Source organism: Mycobacterium sp. IDR2000157661 (genome assembly GCF_022317005.1).
In the GTDB taxonomy this organism is placed as follows: Bacteria; Actinomycetota; Actinomycetes; order Mycobacteriales; family Mycobacteriaceae; genus Mycobacterium.
On sequence record NZ_CP081006.1, the window covers coordinates 4,505,383 to 4,519,374 of the forward strand.

Below are 13,992 nucleotides of genomic sequence, written 5' to 3' on the forward strand. Positions count from 1 at the left end.
GATCAGAGGGGCCGCCGGTGCACGCAGCCACATCACCGCAGCCAGGCTCGGTACGAGCGCGCGGACGAACACCCATTGAGCGCATCTATCTCGTCGCGCCGAGCGGCAACCCGAATTACGGCGACGAGTTCATCCTGCGCACCTGGCTGCGCCATCTGGCCGTGGTCCGGCCCGATGCCGACGTCGTGGTCGACTGCCACACCCCCGGTCAGGCGGCCGTTCTACTCCAGGGCAGTCATCCGCGGTTGACGTTCGTCGACACCATCTGGCGGATCTGTCTCGCGACCTCTCACCTCGCGTCGGCCGAGGCCGCGGTCGTCGCCGCCGACGTCGTCAACGATCCGGGCCGCATGCCTAGAATCGTCTCGGGCATCGAATTGCTTACCGCCGCCGATACCGTGCACCTCGTCGGCGGCGGCTACATCAACGCGGTGTGGCCCCACCACATGGCGTTGTTGGCGGCGGCGGCCGCAGCAGCCGAGCGGTCGGGCGGCCGGGTGCTGGCGACCGGGCAAGGCCTCGTCCCCGTCGGCGAGCCGGACCGGTTGGGGCTGCTGCGCGAATTGCAATCCCGCTTCGCGCTGTTCGACGTGCGAGACCGCCCGTCGTTCGCTTTCCTTGCCGGAGAGGAAGGTTCGGTCGAATTCACCGGCGACGACGCTTGGCTCGGCATCGGGCCCGACGCCTATGACGCCGGGTCGGAGGCGGCAAAGCGACCGATCGTCTTCTGTCTTCAGTCGGACCTGATGGATGACTTCGCCGACGGCCGGGGTATCGAGGGCCTCACCAGCGCCATCACCCGGCTGATCGAGCGGTGGAGGTTGAGTGGCCGAGACGTAGCGGTGATCGAGGGGATCCCCGGGGCGGACCGCATCGTGTTCGACCGGATCGCCCATCTTCTGACCGGCGCCGAGTTCGTCCCCTTCAGCGCGGTGTGGGCCTGTGGGCTGCCGGCCACAGCCGAACAGGTGTGGGTCAGCACCCGGTTCCACCCGCACCTGTTGGCCGCCGCAATCGGGGCGAGCGGTCTGGCGTTGTCCGGCCGCGCCGACTACTACCCGAACAAGCATCAGTCACTCGTCGAGGCGGGATCGAGGTGGCGGGTCGCCGATTCGACCGACCTGCCGGACACCCCGGTGCGTGACGGCGGATTCGCCGCGGAGGCAGTGCAGCTCCACCGCAGCAGAAAGGCGGCGCTGGCCGCCGAGATCTACCCACCCGCACCGTCGTTGCTCCACCGCGCGCGCAACAGCCTGCGGTTGACCGGAAGCCGGTGGGTGGACATGTCACCCCTGCGCCGGTGAGCGGCGGCGCCCATCCGATGCCCCATTCGATGCTCATCGTTCCCGTCGCGGCGTCACGTCGGGGGCGGGGCCGACGGCGATGCGTCGCGGCCGGTCGGAACCCGGCCAGACGTAGGGCAGGTCGTCGGGAACGTCGGGGAAGAAGCGTCGGTAGTGGTCGGGGTCCTTGCGTACCAGCACCGACTGGTGGCTGCGGTGAAACACCGGGTCGCCGAGCCAGGGTGGCAGTTCGCCGGCGTCGGCCAACTCCGCCTGGGTACGCGGGACGCCCAGACCGGTCGCCTCCGTGAGGTCGGCGAGCATCGTGGTCGCGCAGGTGTCGGCGTGCCCGAGTCGGCACCAGGCCGCGCACACGTCCAACCCGTAGCGCACCAGAGCCTCCTCGTAGCCGGCCCACATCGCCGCGGCCGGATGGTGGCGCCACCCGTAGCCGGGCCGCGTCAAGGCCCGTACCACCTGGATGGTCTCTACCCGTTGCTTGCCCAGCCGTCTGGTGTCGAGGACACGGGCCGAGTCGTCGAACGCCGGGCACGGCAGGAATGTCTGCATCGCGGGTGGGGATACCCGCTCCCGGGCTTTCACTCGGCACCGTCGCCGCGAAGTCAAGTCGACTCGAGAATCGCCTTCAACCGTTCGAGGTCCTTGGTGGTCGCCCGCTTCATCGCCCTGCCGATCACCGGGGCCGCCAGACCGGCGAAGCCCGACGGCTCGCCCTGGTTGCGCAGCGTCATCCTGGTTGCAGCCGCGTCGGCGTCATCCCACTCGTAGCTTGTCTGCATGGGGAACGGGCCTTCGGCGGTGCGCATGACGAACCGGCGCTCGGCGCAGTACTCGATGACCTCGTAGGTGTAGGCCAGCGTGCGTCCCAAGAAGCGCGCGACGAAGGCGAACCTCGACCCCACGGCCAGCGGCGGCGGCGTCTCCCGTCGCACGCTGACGATGTTGGCGTACCACGCTGTGGCGTTGCCGGGATCGGCGGCGTATGCGGCCACCACCGAACGCGGACGACGGATGATGATCTCGACGCTGACGTCGACTCGTGCCATCGGAACTCCCCTGCCGCGACAGGATTTTACGGCTCAGCGGGTGAGCACCGCCACGCATTCGACATGGTGGGTCAGCGGAAAGGAGTCGAAGACCCGGACGTCCTCGACCGTGTAGCCGTGGGCGCGGTAGAGCCCGACGTCGCGCGCGAACGACGCCGCCTCGCAGCCGATGTGCACGATCCGCGGTGTCGCCGCGGCGGCCAGCAGATCGACCACCTCGCGCCCGGCTCCCGACCGCGGCGGGTCGAGCACCGCCACGTCGGCGCGATCGCGCTGCGCAGACAGCGCCCGGCGCACGGAATCGGTGACCACCGACACCTGCGGCAGATCGGCCAGCGCGGCGCGTGCCGCACGCGAGGATGCACGCGACGTGTCGACGGTGAGGACCTGGCCACTCTCGCCGACCGCTTCGGCCAGCACGGCGGCGAACACCCCCGAGCCGCCATACAGGTCCCAGGCGGTCATCCCCGCCGACAGCTGCGCCCAGCCGGCGACCAGGTCGCTGTAGCAGCGGGTCGCGTCGCGGTGGGCCTGCCAGAACGCCGTCACCGGCACCCGCCAGCTCCGCCGCCCGATCCGCTGGACCGCCTCGTAGTCGCCCTCGACCACCCGGGTGGCGCCCCTGCGTGCGGCCCGCGGCCCCGTCTGCACGACGTGCCGCGCGCCGTCGTCGTCGAGGGCCACGTGCAGCTGCGCTCCGGGTAGCCATGTTCGGGCGTCCAATCCGTTGACCATGCCGTCGGGCAGCTGCGCACAGTTCAGGTCTGTGACGAGTTCGGCGCTGTGGAAGCGGTGGAAGCCGGCGCGGCCGTCGGCGGTGGTGTCCAGCCGGATCCGGGTGCGCCATCCCGTCGCGCCGACGTCGCCGACCGGCTCAGCAGCCGCGTCGGCCTCGTCGCACCAAAGGTAGCCGCCCAGCCGGGCCAGCTGATTGGCGACCACGGCGCCCTTGAGCCCGCGCACCGCGGCCGGTTCGGCGAACGCCATGTCGCAGCACCCGGCGCCGTCGAATCCCGCGATCGGACAGATGGACTCGACCCGGTCGGCGGACGGCTCCAGCACCTCGACGGCGTCGGCGTTCCAGTAGGAGCCGCGCTCGGCGACCACCCGGGCCCGGACCGTCTCCCCCGGCAACGCGTAGCGCACGAAGACCACGCGGCCCTCGTGTCGGGCCACGCAGCTGCCGCCGTTCGCGGGCGGGCCGACGGTCAACGTGAGTTCGGCCGCACCGCCGGCGGCGGGTACCCCGTCGGCGCTCAATCCAGGAAGCCCCTGCGCGCGTCACCCGGCGCCGACTGCGGTTGCAGGGTTCTGAGCCGTTCCGACGAATTCAGTTGCCACGGAACCGAAGTCACCATCACGTTCGGTTCGAACAGCAGCCGGCCCTTGAGCCGCAGCGCACTCTGGTTGTGCAGCACCTGTTCCCACCAGTGCCCGACGACGTACTCGGGGATGAACACGGTGACGACGGTGCGCGGCGAATTCTTCGTCGCTCGCTTGACATAATCGAGCACCGGACGGGTTATCTCGCGGTAGGGCGAGGCGACGACCTTGAGCGGCACGCTGATGTCGCTCTCCTCCCACCTGTGCACGAGTTCGCGTGTCTCGCCGTCGTCCACGCTGACCGTGATCGCCTCCAAGATGTCGGGGCGGGTCGCCCTGGCATAGGCGATCGCGCGCAGGGTGGGAAGGTGCATCTTCGACACCAGCACGATCGCGTGGTTACGGCTGGGCAGCACCATGCCGTCGTGCTCGGTTTCTTGCTCCTCGAGCTCACGAGCCACCGTGTCATAGTGGCGGCGGATCATCTTCATGAGTACGAAGAGGCCCCCCATGGCGAGCACGGCAATCCAGGCGCCGGCAATGAACTTCGTCAAGCCCACGACGATCAGAACCGAACCGGTCGCGATGAATCCGACGGTGTTGATCGCGCGCGAGCGCTGCATTCGGCTGCGTGCGTCGCCGTCGGTCTCGGTGCGAAGCAACCGCGTCCAGTGCCGCACCATGCCGATCTGGCTGAACGTGAACGACACGAACACCCCGACGATGTACAGGTGGATGAGCGCCGTCACCTCGGCGCGGAATGCGACGATGAATGCCATTGCGGCCAACGCGAGGAACACGATGCCGTTCGAGAAGGCCAGCCGGTCGCCGCGGGTGTGCAGTTGGCGCGGCAGGTAGCGGTCCTGCGCGAGGATCGAACCCAGAACCGGAAATCCGTTGAACGCGGTGTTGGCCGCCAGTACCAGTATCAGCGCCGTGACACCGGTGATCAGATAGAGACCCAGCGGGAAGCCGTGAAAGATCGTCTCGGCGAGTTGAGCGACCAATGTCTTCTGCTGGTAACCCTCGGGTGCGCCGATGAGTTGTTCATCCGGGCGCTCGGCGACCTTCACACCGGTTGCCATGGCCAACAGGATCATGCCCATGAACAGCGACACGGCGATGACGCCCAGCATGAGCAACGTCGTGGCGGCGTTACGGGACTTGGGCTTGCGGAAGGCCGGCACACCGTTACTGATCGCCTCGACTCCGGTCAGCGCGGCACAACCGGACGAGAAGGCGCGCGCCACCAAGAACACCATGGCCAGTCCGAACAGGTCGTCGTGCTCGGAAGTCAGTTCGAAGGCGGCGGATTCGGCTTGCAGCGGCTCACCCAGCACATAGAGCTGGATGACTCCCCAGCCGATCATTGCGTACATCCCGAACAAGAAGGCGTACGTCGGAATGGCGAAGGCCGTCCCCGACTCTCGGATCCCACGGAGGTTGATCGCCGTGAGCAATACCACCGCGGTCACCGCGAACATGACCTTGTGTGTGTCGACGAACGGCACGGCCGATCCGATGTTGGAAGCCGCCGACGAGATTGATACCGCCACCGTGAGGATGTAGTCGACCAGCAGAGCGCTGGCGACGGTCAAGCCCGCATTGGGCCCGAGGTTGGTGCTCACCACCTCGTAGTCCCCGCCGCCGGACGGGTAGGCGTGAACGTTCTGGCGGTAGCTGGCGATCACGATCAGCAGCACGACAGCCACCGCCACACCGATCCACGGCGCCATCGAATAGGCGGCAAGCCCGGCTACCGAGAGCATCAGGAAGATCTCCTCGGGCGCATAGGCGACCGAGGACATCGGGTCGGAGGCGAACACCGGTAGCGCTATGCGCTTCGGCAGCAGCTGGTGCGACAGCTTGTCACTGCGGAACGGCCGGCCGAGAACCAGTCGCCGTGCGGCGGTCGAAAGCTTGGACACGAGAGCCAAGATTAAGCGCAGGACGGCATGCTTGTAGCGTTCCGGGTGGGTGGTTACGACGAACACCGTGTGACACCGCCACGGTGAGAGCCCGCCAAGGAAAGGGGCCGTCAGATGCGTGTGGTCGTGATGGGGTGCGGCCGCGTCGGCGCGTCCCTGTCGGACAGTCTGGCGCGGATCGGCCACGACGTCGCGGTGATCGACCGCGACGGCACCGCCTTCCACCGGCTCTCACCGGAGTTCTCCGGTGAACGCGTCCTGGGCATGGGCTTTGACCGCGATGTGCTGCTGCGAGCCGGGATCGAGGAGGCGGGCGCGTTCGCGGCGGTGTCCTCCGGCGACAACTCCAACATCATCTCGGCAAGGGTGGCGCGCGAGACCTTCGGCGTGGAGCGCGTGGTTGCGCGCATCTATGACGCCAAGCGTGCAGCGGTCTATGAGCGGCTGGGCATTCCCACGGTGGCCACCGTGCCGTGGACCACCGACCGGCTGCTCAACGTGCTGACCCGCGAGACCGAGACCACCCGGTGGCGCGACCCCACCGGCAATGTCGGAGTGACCGAATTGGCATTGCACGAGGGGTGGGTAGGTCGGGGACTCAGCGAGTTGGAGGCCTCGACCGGCGGCAGGGTCGCATTTCTGATCCGGTTCGGGGCCGGTCTGCTGCCCGACGCCAAGACCGTCATCCAGGCGGGCGATCAGGTGTACATGGCCGCGATCGCAGGCCATATCTCCGAAGCGCTCGCCATCGCGGCGCTGCCGCCCAGCGAGGACCTCGAGAGCGCATGACCGGCGCCTGCGGCACTATCGGGTACATGGAGGAGCGACACCGATGAAGGTCGCCATCGCTGGAGCCGGCGCGGTAGGCCGGTCCATCGCGCGCGAGCTCGTCGACACCCACGAGGTGACGCTGCTCGAGCGCAGCCCCAGCCACATCGACGTCGACGCCATCCCCGCGGCGCAGTGGCGGCTCGGCGACGCATGTGAATTGAGCGTGCTGGAGTCGGTGCGGCTCGAGGAATTCGACGTGGTGATCGCCGCGACGGGCGACGACAAGGTCAATGTCGTGGTCAGCCTGCTGGCCAAGACGGAGTTTGCGGTGCCGCGGGTGGTCGCCCGCGTCAACGATCCACGCAACGAGTGGCTGTTCGACGAGAGCTGGGGCGTGGACGTCGCGGTGTCCACCCCCCGCATGCTGGCCTCACTGGTGGAGGAGGCCGTCGCGGTCGGTGACCTGGTGCGGTTGATGGAGTTCCGCAAGGGGCAGGCGAACCTCGTGGAGATCACGCTTCCCGACGACACGCCCTGGGGGGCCGCGCCGTCAAGCGGCTCGAGTTACCCCGGGACTGCACGCTGGTGACAATCCTGCGCGGGCCGCGGGTGATCGTGCCGGAAGCTGACGAGCCCTTGGAGGGCGGTGACGAACTGCTCTTCGTGGCGGTTGCCGAAGCCGAGGACGACTTGCGGCGATCGCTGCTCGACGGCGCGCGATAGGCGGCCGGACCGACACCGGACGTAGCATCTGCCAGTGGCCGGCAGCGCGGAGAGGTTCCACCCTGCACGGGTGATCGTCGTCGCTTTCGCGGCGGCGATCGCGCTCTGCACGGTCCTGCTGTTCCTACCGTTCGCCACCGAAACCGGACAACGAGCGCCGTTGTTGGATGCGGTGTTCACCTCAACCTCGGCCGTCTGCGTCACCGGCTTGGTCACCGTCGACACGGCGACCTATTGGTCGGCGTTCGGGGAAACGGTCATCCTGGTCGGGATTCAGCTCGGTGGGCTCGGAATCATGACGGTGGCGTCGCTGCTGGTGGTGCTGCTGTCCCGTCGACTCGGCCTGCGCGCCCGGTTGATCGCCCAGGCGCAGACCCGGACTCTCACCGTTCGGGACATCGGTCGGCTGATGCGCAATGTGACGCTCTTCAGCGTGGCGTGTGAGCTTGTCGTCGCAATCGTGCTCGTGACGCGCTTCGCCGGGCGTTACGGCATGCCTGTCTCAGATGCGTTGTGGCACGGCGTCTTTCACGCCGTATCAGCGTTCAACAACGCCGGGTTCGCACTGTATCCTGACAGCCTCGTCCGTTATGTCGACGACTCCGTGATCATGTTGACGATTGCTGCGGCGGTGATCATCGGCGGACTGGGGTTCCCGGTGGTCTTCGAATTGGCGAGGTCCTGGCGCCGTCCGCGCACCTGGTCGGTGACCACCAGGATCACTGTCGTTGTCACGTCCGTTCTTCTACTCGTCGGCACGCTGCTGATAGCGACCATCGAGCATGACAACCCGGGAACGCTCGGACCGCTCTCGATGGGTTCTCGCCTCGTCGCCGCCGTGTTCACGGCCACGATGCCGCGCACGGCCGGCTTCAACGCAGTCGACATCGCCGCGATGACTCCCGAGGGCCTCATGTTCACCGACGTGTTGATGTTCATCGGCGGCGGCAGCGCCAGCACGGCCGGTGGCGTCAAGGTGACCACCGTCGGACTGCTGGCCTTCGTGCTCTGGGCCGAGATGCGTGGCGAGAGCCGGGTCAACGTCGGAGTGCGGCAGGTTCCCGCGGACAACCAGAGGCAGGCGCTCGCCGTATTCATGCTGTTCGTCACGCTGTCCGGGCTGGGAACCTTCGCACTGCTGGCGATGAGCGATTACAGCCTCGACCAAGTGCTGTTCGAAGCGATATCCGCCCTGAGCACCGTCGGGCTGTCCACCGGAATCACTGCAGCTCTGCCTGATTCGGCGACGTGGTTGTTGGTGGTGATGATGTATGTCGGCCGGCTTGGCCCCCTCACTCTTGCCTCTGCCCTGGCACTACGCCAGCGAGAACACCGCTACGAGCGGCCTTCGGAAAGGACAATCATTGGCTGAGACGAGAAACGAACCGGTGGTGGTCATCGGTCTCGGTCGGTTCGGTAGCGCCATCGCCTTGGAACTGACCAGAAGGGGCACCGAGGTCCTGGCGATCGACGAGTCACCGAAGCTGGTTCAAAGCCTGTCCGGTCAGCTCACGCAGGTGGTGGCAGCCGATTGCACGGACATCGACGCGTTGCGGGAACTCGGTGTCGACGAGTTCTACCGCGCGGTGGTCGCAGTCGGCACGGGCATCGAAGCCAGCATTCTCATCACGTCACTACTCGTAGAGCTCGGCATCGAGGACATCTGGGCCAAGGCAATCACCGCCCACCACGGCCGCATACTCGAACGCGTGGGCGCCACCCATGTGGTGTTTCCCGAACGAGAGGCCGGCGAACGGGTCGCTCACCTGGTGTCCGGGCAATTGCTCGACTACCTGCAAGTCGATCAGGACTTCGCCATCGCCAAGATCGTGCCGCCCAAGGCCATGACAGGGCTACCGCTCGGTGGCACGAAGGTTCGCTCCAAGTACGGCATCACCGTGGTGGCGGTGAAAAGCGGCGAGAACGATTTCACCTACGCGTCGGCGGAGACCGAGCTGACCTACGACGACGTCATCCTGGTGACCGGCCGGCCACGGGACATCGAGAAGCTGGCACGCCTGGACTGACGCATGAGAGCGGTTGGCTCGGGCTCAGCGGGACTCCGGCTGAGTGACATCCCCGTACTCGGTGTGCAACTCGCCGTCGTGCTCGCCCGATTGCTCGTCGGCACGCATGGCGCGTTGCGCGGTGCGGATGGCCAGGTAGGTCACCAGCGCGGCGACGGCGGTCAGCGGCCAGCCCATGGCGATGCGGGCCACTCCCAGCCACCCGGTCTGGTCGGCGTCGTAGAGATGGTTCTGCACCAGGAAGCGGGAGGCGAACACCGCCACCCACACCAGCGTCGCGATGTCGAAGGCCGTCACGGCCTTGCGGACCCGTCGCCACCCTGGACCGTGCCCGCTGATCCAGCCCCACAGGTAACCCACCACCGGACGCCGCACGAGCACCGACAGCGCGAACACCGTCGCCCACAGCAGCGACATCCAGATGCCCCACAGGAAGTATCCTTTGGACTCCCCCGTCACATAGGCGATCAGGGCGCATATACCCACACCGAAGAACCCGGAGATCGCGGGCTGGGCGGATTCCCGCCGCGCCAGGCGCCACACCAACACCAGGGCGGCGACGCCCAAGGCGGCGGCGATGGCGGGCATCAGCCCGAAGAGCTGAGACACCGGGACGAACGCCACGATGGGCAGCGAGGAGTAGATCAGGCCACTGATGCCGCCCATCTGGTCGAGAATGGCGTGAGCCTTGGAGTTCGGCGTGGTGGGCTGCCCCGGTTCGGTTCCGGGTGCGCTCACTTCTGGATCTCGTAGTGCGGGTTGTAGATGGCCTTGGAGCCGTTGTCGAGTTTGCCGACACGGCCGTGCACTCGCAGCGTTCGGCCCGATTCGATGCCGGGGATGCGGCGTTGACCCAGCCACACCAGCATGACGGAGTCGGTGCCGTCGAACAGCTCGGCTTTCACGCCGCCGGCGCAACCCTTGCCGTTGCACTCGACTGTGCGCAGGGTGCCGACCATCGTGACTTCTTGGCCGCGTTGACAGTCGATCGCCTTCTGTGCGCCGGTCATCGCGGCTTCGTCGCTGAGCTGCTCCACGTCAAGTTGTTCGGGGTCTTCCGTCAGCCGCCGAGTGAGCCGACGCAGATACCCTTCGGCCGTTGCCATGGCCTCTCCTGACCTATCGCAGATCCACCATGGATCTACCCAATCCAACGCCACGTTAGACCTGTTGGTTCCGAACTGCCACGCAGGGTCGGGTCGGCGCGCCGGGCGGGTGCCGGGCCGGGCACGATCAACGTATGGCGGTCGATCTGCGCGGGGTTTCGGCGGTCCTTCTGCCCGGCACGGGTTCCGACGACGACTTCGTCTACCGGGCGTTCTCGGCGGCCCTGCACGACGCCGGCGCCGTCGTCGTCACCCCGGCGCCGCAGCCGCACCGCCTGGTCGCGGGCTACCGCGACGCGCTCGGCGAGGCGGCGCTGGCTGGGCCGATCGCGGTGGGCGGGGTGTCGATCGGCGCGGCCGTGGCCGTCGAGTGGGCGCTCGCCCATCCCGGCCGCGCTGTCGCGGTGCTCGCCGCGTTGCCGGCATGGACCGGCTCACCGCAGTGGGCGCCCGCCGCGGCAGCGGCGCGCCACTCGGCCCAGATGCTGCGCCGCCACGGGCTGGCCGCGGCAACGGCCGCGATGCGGGCTGGCAGCCCGCAGTGGCTGGCCGATGAACTGGCCCGCTCGTGGCTGGGCCAGTGGCCTGCGCTGCCCGAGGCGATGGAAGAGGCGGCCGGCTACGTCGCCCCCAGCTGTGCGGAACTGGCGCGCCTGGCGGCGCCGATGGGGGTGGTGGCGGCGATCGACGACCCGGTGCACCCGGCGGAAGTCGCGGCCGAGTGGGTGGCCGCGGCACCGCTGGCCGCGTTGCGCACCGTCACGCTCGCCGATCTGGGCGCAGATCCGGCAGTGCTGGGCGCCGCGTGCCTGGCGGCGCTGCGCGATGTGGCCGGCTAACCGCCGGTGATGGTACGCAATTGCTGCATCGCCGAACCCTGCGCGCTGCGGCGCGCGGCCGGTGCGGCGGGTGGCTGCTGGCCGGACTGCTGCGCCTGCTGGGCCGCGGCTTGTTCGGCCGCCGCGCGCAACTGGTTGGCCATCGCCTCCGGCAGCTCGACCGCCAGCGGCGTGCGCACCGGAAACGGCGTGTCCCCGCGGCGAACCACGGTGTCCGTCAGCGCCTTTCGCGCTTCGTCGGTGAGGGCGTCGATGTGGTCCTGCGGGCCGTTGACGACGCAGCGGATCATCCAGCGGTAGCCGTCGACGCCGATGAACCGGACGACACCCGGCTGGCCTGCCTGCTCGGGCGGGGCGGACGCCACTCCGACGACCTCGCGACCCCACGGGCCGTCCTTGATCGAGACCTGGGCGCCGTCCTTGCGCAGCGACTCGGCCAGTTCGGTGGCGATGTCGCGCCACAGCCCGCTGGTCTTGGGCGCGGCGTAGGCGGCGATGGTGAACCGGCCGTGCGCTGTGACGACCCAGATCGCGCTGGGCACGCCCTGCTGGGTGAGCTCGACCTGCACCTGTCCCGCCGGGGGCAGCGGAATCAGCACCGAGCCGAGGTCGAGCCGTCCGGTCGCGGCGACCGCCGGATCGTCGAAGTCCTCGATGTCGAACGGCCCGTCGAGGTCCCCGTCGCCGGGTTCCGCAGTGTCCTGCTTCGCCTGTTCGACGACCTCCTCGGCGGAGTCGCCGGGCTCGTCGTTGCCTTTACGCCTACTGAATGCCATCACAAACTCGCATGTCCGCCGGAGGAGCCGTGGCCGCCGTCGCCACGGGTTGTCATGCCCAGACCGGCTTCGTCGAACGACGTCACCTCGACCAGTTCGGGCAGTTCGACCCGCTGCACCAACAACTGTGCGATCCGGTCCCCCCGGTGCACGAGGATGGGTTGCTGCGGGTCGAGGTTGATCAGCGCCACCTTGATCTCGCCGCGGTAGCCGGCGTCGATCGTGCCGGGGCTGTTCACGATCGAAAGCCCAACGCGCGCAGCAAGACCCGAGCGCGGATGGATCAGGCCGACCATCCCGTACGGGATGGCCACCGCGATGCCGGTCGGCACCAGAGCGCGCTGACCCGGTGCCAGTTCCACGTCGAGCGCGCTGTAGAGGTCGACGCCGGCGTCGCCGTCATGGGCACGGCCCGGCATCGGCAGATCCCGGTCCAAGCGCACAACCGCAAGAGAGGTGGACACGACGTCAGAGATTACTCTTGGCCGCGTGTCCGACACGCGCGCCACGTCGCAATCCGTGCGCTACCGCGAACGGCTGTGGGTGCCGTGGTGGTGGTGGCCGCCCGGTCTCGGGCTCGGGGGCTTGATCTCACTTGAGGTCAATCAGGGTGTACCCGCCGTGCCGGTGTGGCTGCCCTACGCGGTGCTGTTACCGGTCGCCGTGGTCGTGCTGCTGTGGCTGGGCCGCACCGAGGTGCGGGTGGTGGGCGGTTCCGGCGCCACCGAACTGTGGGTGAATGCCGCCCATCTGCCCGTCGACGTGGTGTCGCGCTCGGCCGAGGTGCCCCGCAGCGCGAAGTCCGCCGCCCTGGGGCGCCAATTGGACCCGGCGGCCTACGTCGTGCACCGGGCCTGGGTCGGCCCGATGGTGCTGCTGGTGCTCGACGATCCCGACGACCCGACCCCGTACTGGTTGGTGAGCTGTCGGCACCCGGACAAGCTCCTGGCGGCGCTCCGCAGTTGAACTGCGAATCAAACTTGAGCAGTTGAACTGCGAATCAAACCTGAGCAGTTAAGCAGCGCAGTCCGAGCAGATCATCATGCCGTTCTTCTCGCTGGCCAGCCGGCTGCGGTGGTGAACCAGGAAGCAGCTCGAACAGGTGAACTCGTCGGCCTGCTTCGGGATGACCCGCACCGAGAGCTCTTCTCCCGACAGGTCGGCACCGGGCAGCTCGAAGTTCTCGGCGGTCTCGGATTCGTCGACGTCGACGACGGCAGACTGCGCCTCGTTGCGCCGTGCCTTCAGTTCCTCGAGCGAATCTTCGGAGACGTCGTCGGTCTCACTACGCCGTGGGGCGTCGTAATCGGTAGCCATCCTCGTCCCCTCCGATATAAAGCTGTGCAGCAGAGGTTTGTACCAGCGTGGAACGCATCCACCAAATGATTCGTGCCCGCATAGGTAGGCGGTTCACTGTGATTTACGTCACATTAGCGATCATGCCACCCGAACTCCGCTGCAACTGGGGCTTTAGAGTGCACTCGTGGTCACGCAAATCACAGAGGGCACGGCGTTCGACAAGCACGGTCGGCCCTTCCGTCGGCGCAACTTCCTGCCTGCGGCGCTGCTGTTCGCCGCGCTGTCGGTGGTGACCCTGCTGGTTTGGGCCATCGTGCTGAATCAGCCGGCCGATGTCGAGGAGTTGGCCGCGTGCAATCCGCCGCCCGCACCGGCGGATCCGAACGCGCCGGCGCCCACGCTCGGCGAGCAGGTCTCCCGCGCCGACATGCGCGAGGTGGAACCTGCCCCGCTCGCCGACACCACGATCCGGGTGCTCAATGCCAGCGGGCAGGGCGGGCAAGCCGCCGAGGTCGCCGGCGCGCTGAAAGACCTGGGTTTCGCCGAACCGACCGCAGCCAACGATCCCCTCTACGAGACCGCCCGCCTACAGTGTCAGGGACAGATCCGGTTCGGCGAGTCCGGGCGGGCTGCGGCCGCCGCGGTCTGGCTTGTCGCGCCGTGCACCGAGTTGTATCAGGACGAGCGCCCCGACGACACCGTCGACTTGGCCCTTGGCACCGACTTCTCCGAACTGGCCAGCAACGACGACATCGAGGCGGTGCTCTCCAGCCTGCGCCCGGACGCCACTCAGACCGCCGATCAGGCGCTGGTGGTGCAGGCCCACAGCGCTGCGTGCTGAGCGAAAGGG

At 68.0% G+C, this 13,992-nt stretch carries 16 protein-coding genes and 1 pseudogene; 8 read left to right on the forward strand and 9 right to left on the reverse strand.

The features are described 5' to 3' along the window. Window positions 1–17: 17 nt before the first annotated feature. The gene (locus K3G64_RS23110; RefSeq protein WP_238887603.1) at window positions 18–1,304 is read left to right on the forward strand and encodes a polysaccharide pyruvyl transferase family protein; all 1,287 of its coding nucleotides are present in this window, start codon (window positions 18–20) and stop codon (window positions 1,302–1,304) included. Window positions 1,305–1,337: 33 nt separating this feature from the next. Here the strand turns inward: K3G64_RS23110 and K3G64_RS23115 are convergent, their stop codons facing one another. From K3G64_RS23115 to K3G64_RS23130, 4 genes are read right to left on the reverse strand one after another with little or no spacing between them, the layout of a single operon-like run. Then, complete coding sequence (locus K3G64_RS23115; protein WP_238887605.1) at window positions 1,338–1,853, reverse strand: MSMEG_6728 family protein; 516 nt, start codon at window positions 1,851–1,853, stop codon at window positions 1,338–1,340. A gap of 53 nt (window positions 1,854–1,906) precedes the next feature. Next, the gene (locus tag K3G64_RS23120) at window positions 1,907–2,350 is read right to left on the reverse strand and encodes an SRPBCC family protein (RefSeq protein ID WP_238887606.1); all 444 of its coding nucleotides are present in this window, start codon (window positions 2,348–2,350) and stop codon (window positions 1,907–1,909) included. 33 nt (window positions 2,351–2,383) lie between these two features. Then, window positions 2,384–3,610, reverse strand: coding sequence for a class I SAM-dependent RNA methyltransferase (locus K3G64_RS23125; RefSeq protein WP_238887608.1), 1,227 nt, complete (start codon window positions 3,608–3,610; stop codon window positions 2,384–2,386). Continuing rightward, complete coding sequence (locus K3G64_RS23130) at window positions 3,607–5,601, reverse strand: APC family permease (RefSeq protein ID WP_238887610.1); 1,995 nt, start codon at window positions 5,599–5,601, stop codon at window positions 3,607–3,609. Before K3G64_RS23130 ends, K3G64_RS23125 begins: the two co-directional genes overlap by 4 nt. Before the next feature lie 114 nt (window positions 5,602–5,715). On the opposite strand from K3G64_RS23130, the gene K3G64_RS23135 reads away from it, so the two are divergent. From K3G64_RS23135 to K3G64_RS23150, 4 genes and pseudogenes are all read left to right on the forward strand, one after another. Continuing rightward, window positions 5,716–6,390 carry a potassium channel family protein gene (locus K3G64_RS23135; RefSeq protein WP_238887612.1) on the forward strand — a complete coding sequence of 225 codons (675 nt, stop codon included), beginning with the start codon at window positions 5,716–5,718 and terminating at the stop codon, window positions 6,388–6,390. A gap of 43 nt (window positions 6,391–6,433) precedes the next feature. After that, window positions 6,434–7,095 (forward strand): annotated as a pseudogene (locus K3G64_RS23140) (potassium channel family protein). 34 nt (window positions 7,096–7,129) lie between these two features. Beyond that, the gene (locus K3G64_RS23145; protein ID WP_238887614.1) at window positions 7,130–8,467 is read left to right on the forward strand and encodes a TrkH family potassium uptake protein; all 1,338 of its coding nucleotides are present in this window, start codon (window positions 7,130–7,132) and stop codon (window positions 8,465–8,467) included. Then, window positions 8,460–9,122 (forward strand): potassium channel family protein, encoded by a 663-nt coding sequence (locus K3G64_RS23150; RefSeq protein ID WP_238887615.1) that lies wholly within the window; start codon window positions 8,460–8,462, stop codon window positions 9,120–9,122. Before K3G64_RS23145 ends, K3G64_RS23150 begins: the two co-directional genes overlap by 8 nt. 24 nt (window positions 9,123–9,146) lie before the next feature. Here K3G64_RS23150 and K3G64_RS23155 read toward each other — a convergent pair whose 3' ends face one another. Continuing rightward, the gene (locus tag K3G64_RS23155) at window positions 9,147–9,860 is read right to left on the reverse strand and encodes a DUF3159 domain-containing protein (RefSeq protein WP_238887617.1); all 714 of its coding nucleotides are present in this window, start codon (window positions 9,858–9,860) and stop codon (window positions 9,147–9,149) included. Then, entirely contained in the window at window positions 9,857–10,228 is a 372-nt protein-coding gene (locus K3G64_RS23160) for an OB-fold nucleic acid binding domain-containing protein (RefSeq protein ID WP_238887619.1), read from the reverse strand. Before K3G64_RS23160 ends, K3G64_RS23155 begins: the two co-directional genes overlap by 4 nt. A 134-nt stretch (window positions 10,229–10,362) precedes the next feature. Between K3G64_RS23160 and K3G64_RS23165 the strand changes: the two genes are divergently transcribed. Continuing rightward, complete coding sequence (locus tag K3G64_RS23165) at window positions 10,363–11,067, forward strand: alpha/beta hydrolase (RefSeq protein ID WP_238887621.1); 705 nt, start codon at window positions 10,363–10,365, stop codon at window positions 11,065–11,067. On the opposite strand, the gene K3G64_RS23170 is transcribed toward K3G64_RS23165, so the two are convergent. Then, complete coding sequence (locus K3G64_RS23170; protein ID WP_238887622.1) at window positions 11,064–11,843, reverse strand: DUF3710 domain-containing protein; 780 nt, start codon at window positions 11,841–11,843, stop codon at window positions 11,064–11,066. The two genes, K3G64_RS23165 and K3G64_RS23170, sit on opposite strands and share 4 nt — an antisense overlap. Then, complete coding sequence (dut, locus tag K3G64_RS23175; RefSeq protein ID WP_238887624.1) at window positions 11,843–12,307, reverse strand: dUTP diphosphatase; 465 nt, start codon at window positions 12,305–12,307, stop codon at window positions 11,843–11,845. The genes K3G64_RS23170 and dut overlap by 1 nt, the downstream gene beginning before the upstream one ends. Window positions 12,308–12,332: 25 nt before the next feature. Here dut and K3G64_RS23180 point away from each other — a divergent pair, with 25 nt between their 5' ends. Further along, window positions 12,333–12,809 carry a DUF3093 domain-containing protein gene (locus tag K3G64_RS23180; RefSeq protein ID WP_238887626.1) on the forward strand — a complete coding sequence of 159 codons (477 nt, stop codon included), beginning with the start codon at window positions 12,333–12,335 and terminating at the stop codon, window positions 12,807–12,809. A gap of 48 nt (window positions 12,810–12,857) precedes the next feature. Here the strand turns inward: K3G64_RS23180 and K3G64_RS23185 are convergent, their stop codons facing one another. Continuing rightward, a complete protein-coding gene (locus K3G64_RS23185; protein ID WP_238887641.1) occupies window positions 12,858–13,160 on the reverse strand; it encodes a DUF4193 domain-containing protein in 303 nt (100 codons plus the stop codon). 166 nt (window positions 13,161–13,326) lie between these two features. Here K3G64_RS23185 and cei point away from each other — a divergent pair, with 166 nt between their 5' ends. Beyond that, on the forward strand, window positions 13,327–13,983 hold the full coding sequence (gene cei, locus K3G64_RS23190; RefSeq protein WP_238887643.1) for an envelope integrity protein Cei: 657 nt from the start codon (window positions 13,327–13,329) through the stop codon (window positions 13,981–13,983). Window positions 13,984–13,992: the final 9 nt, after the last annotated feature.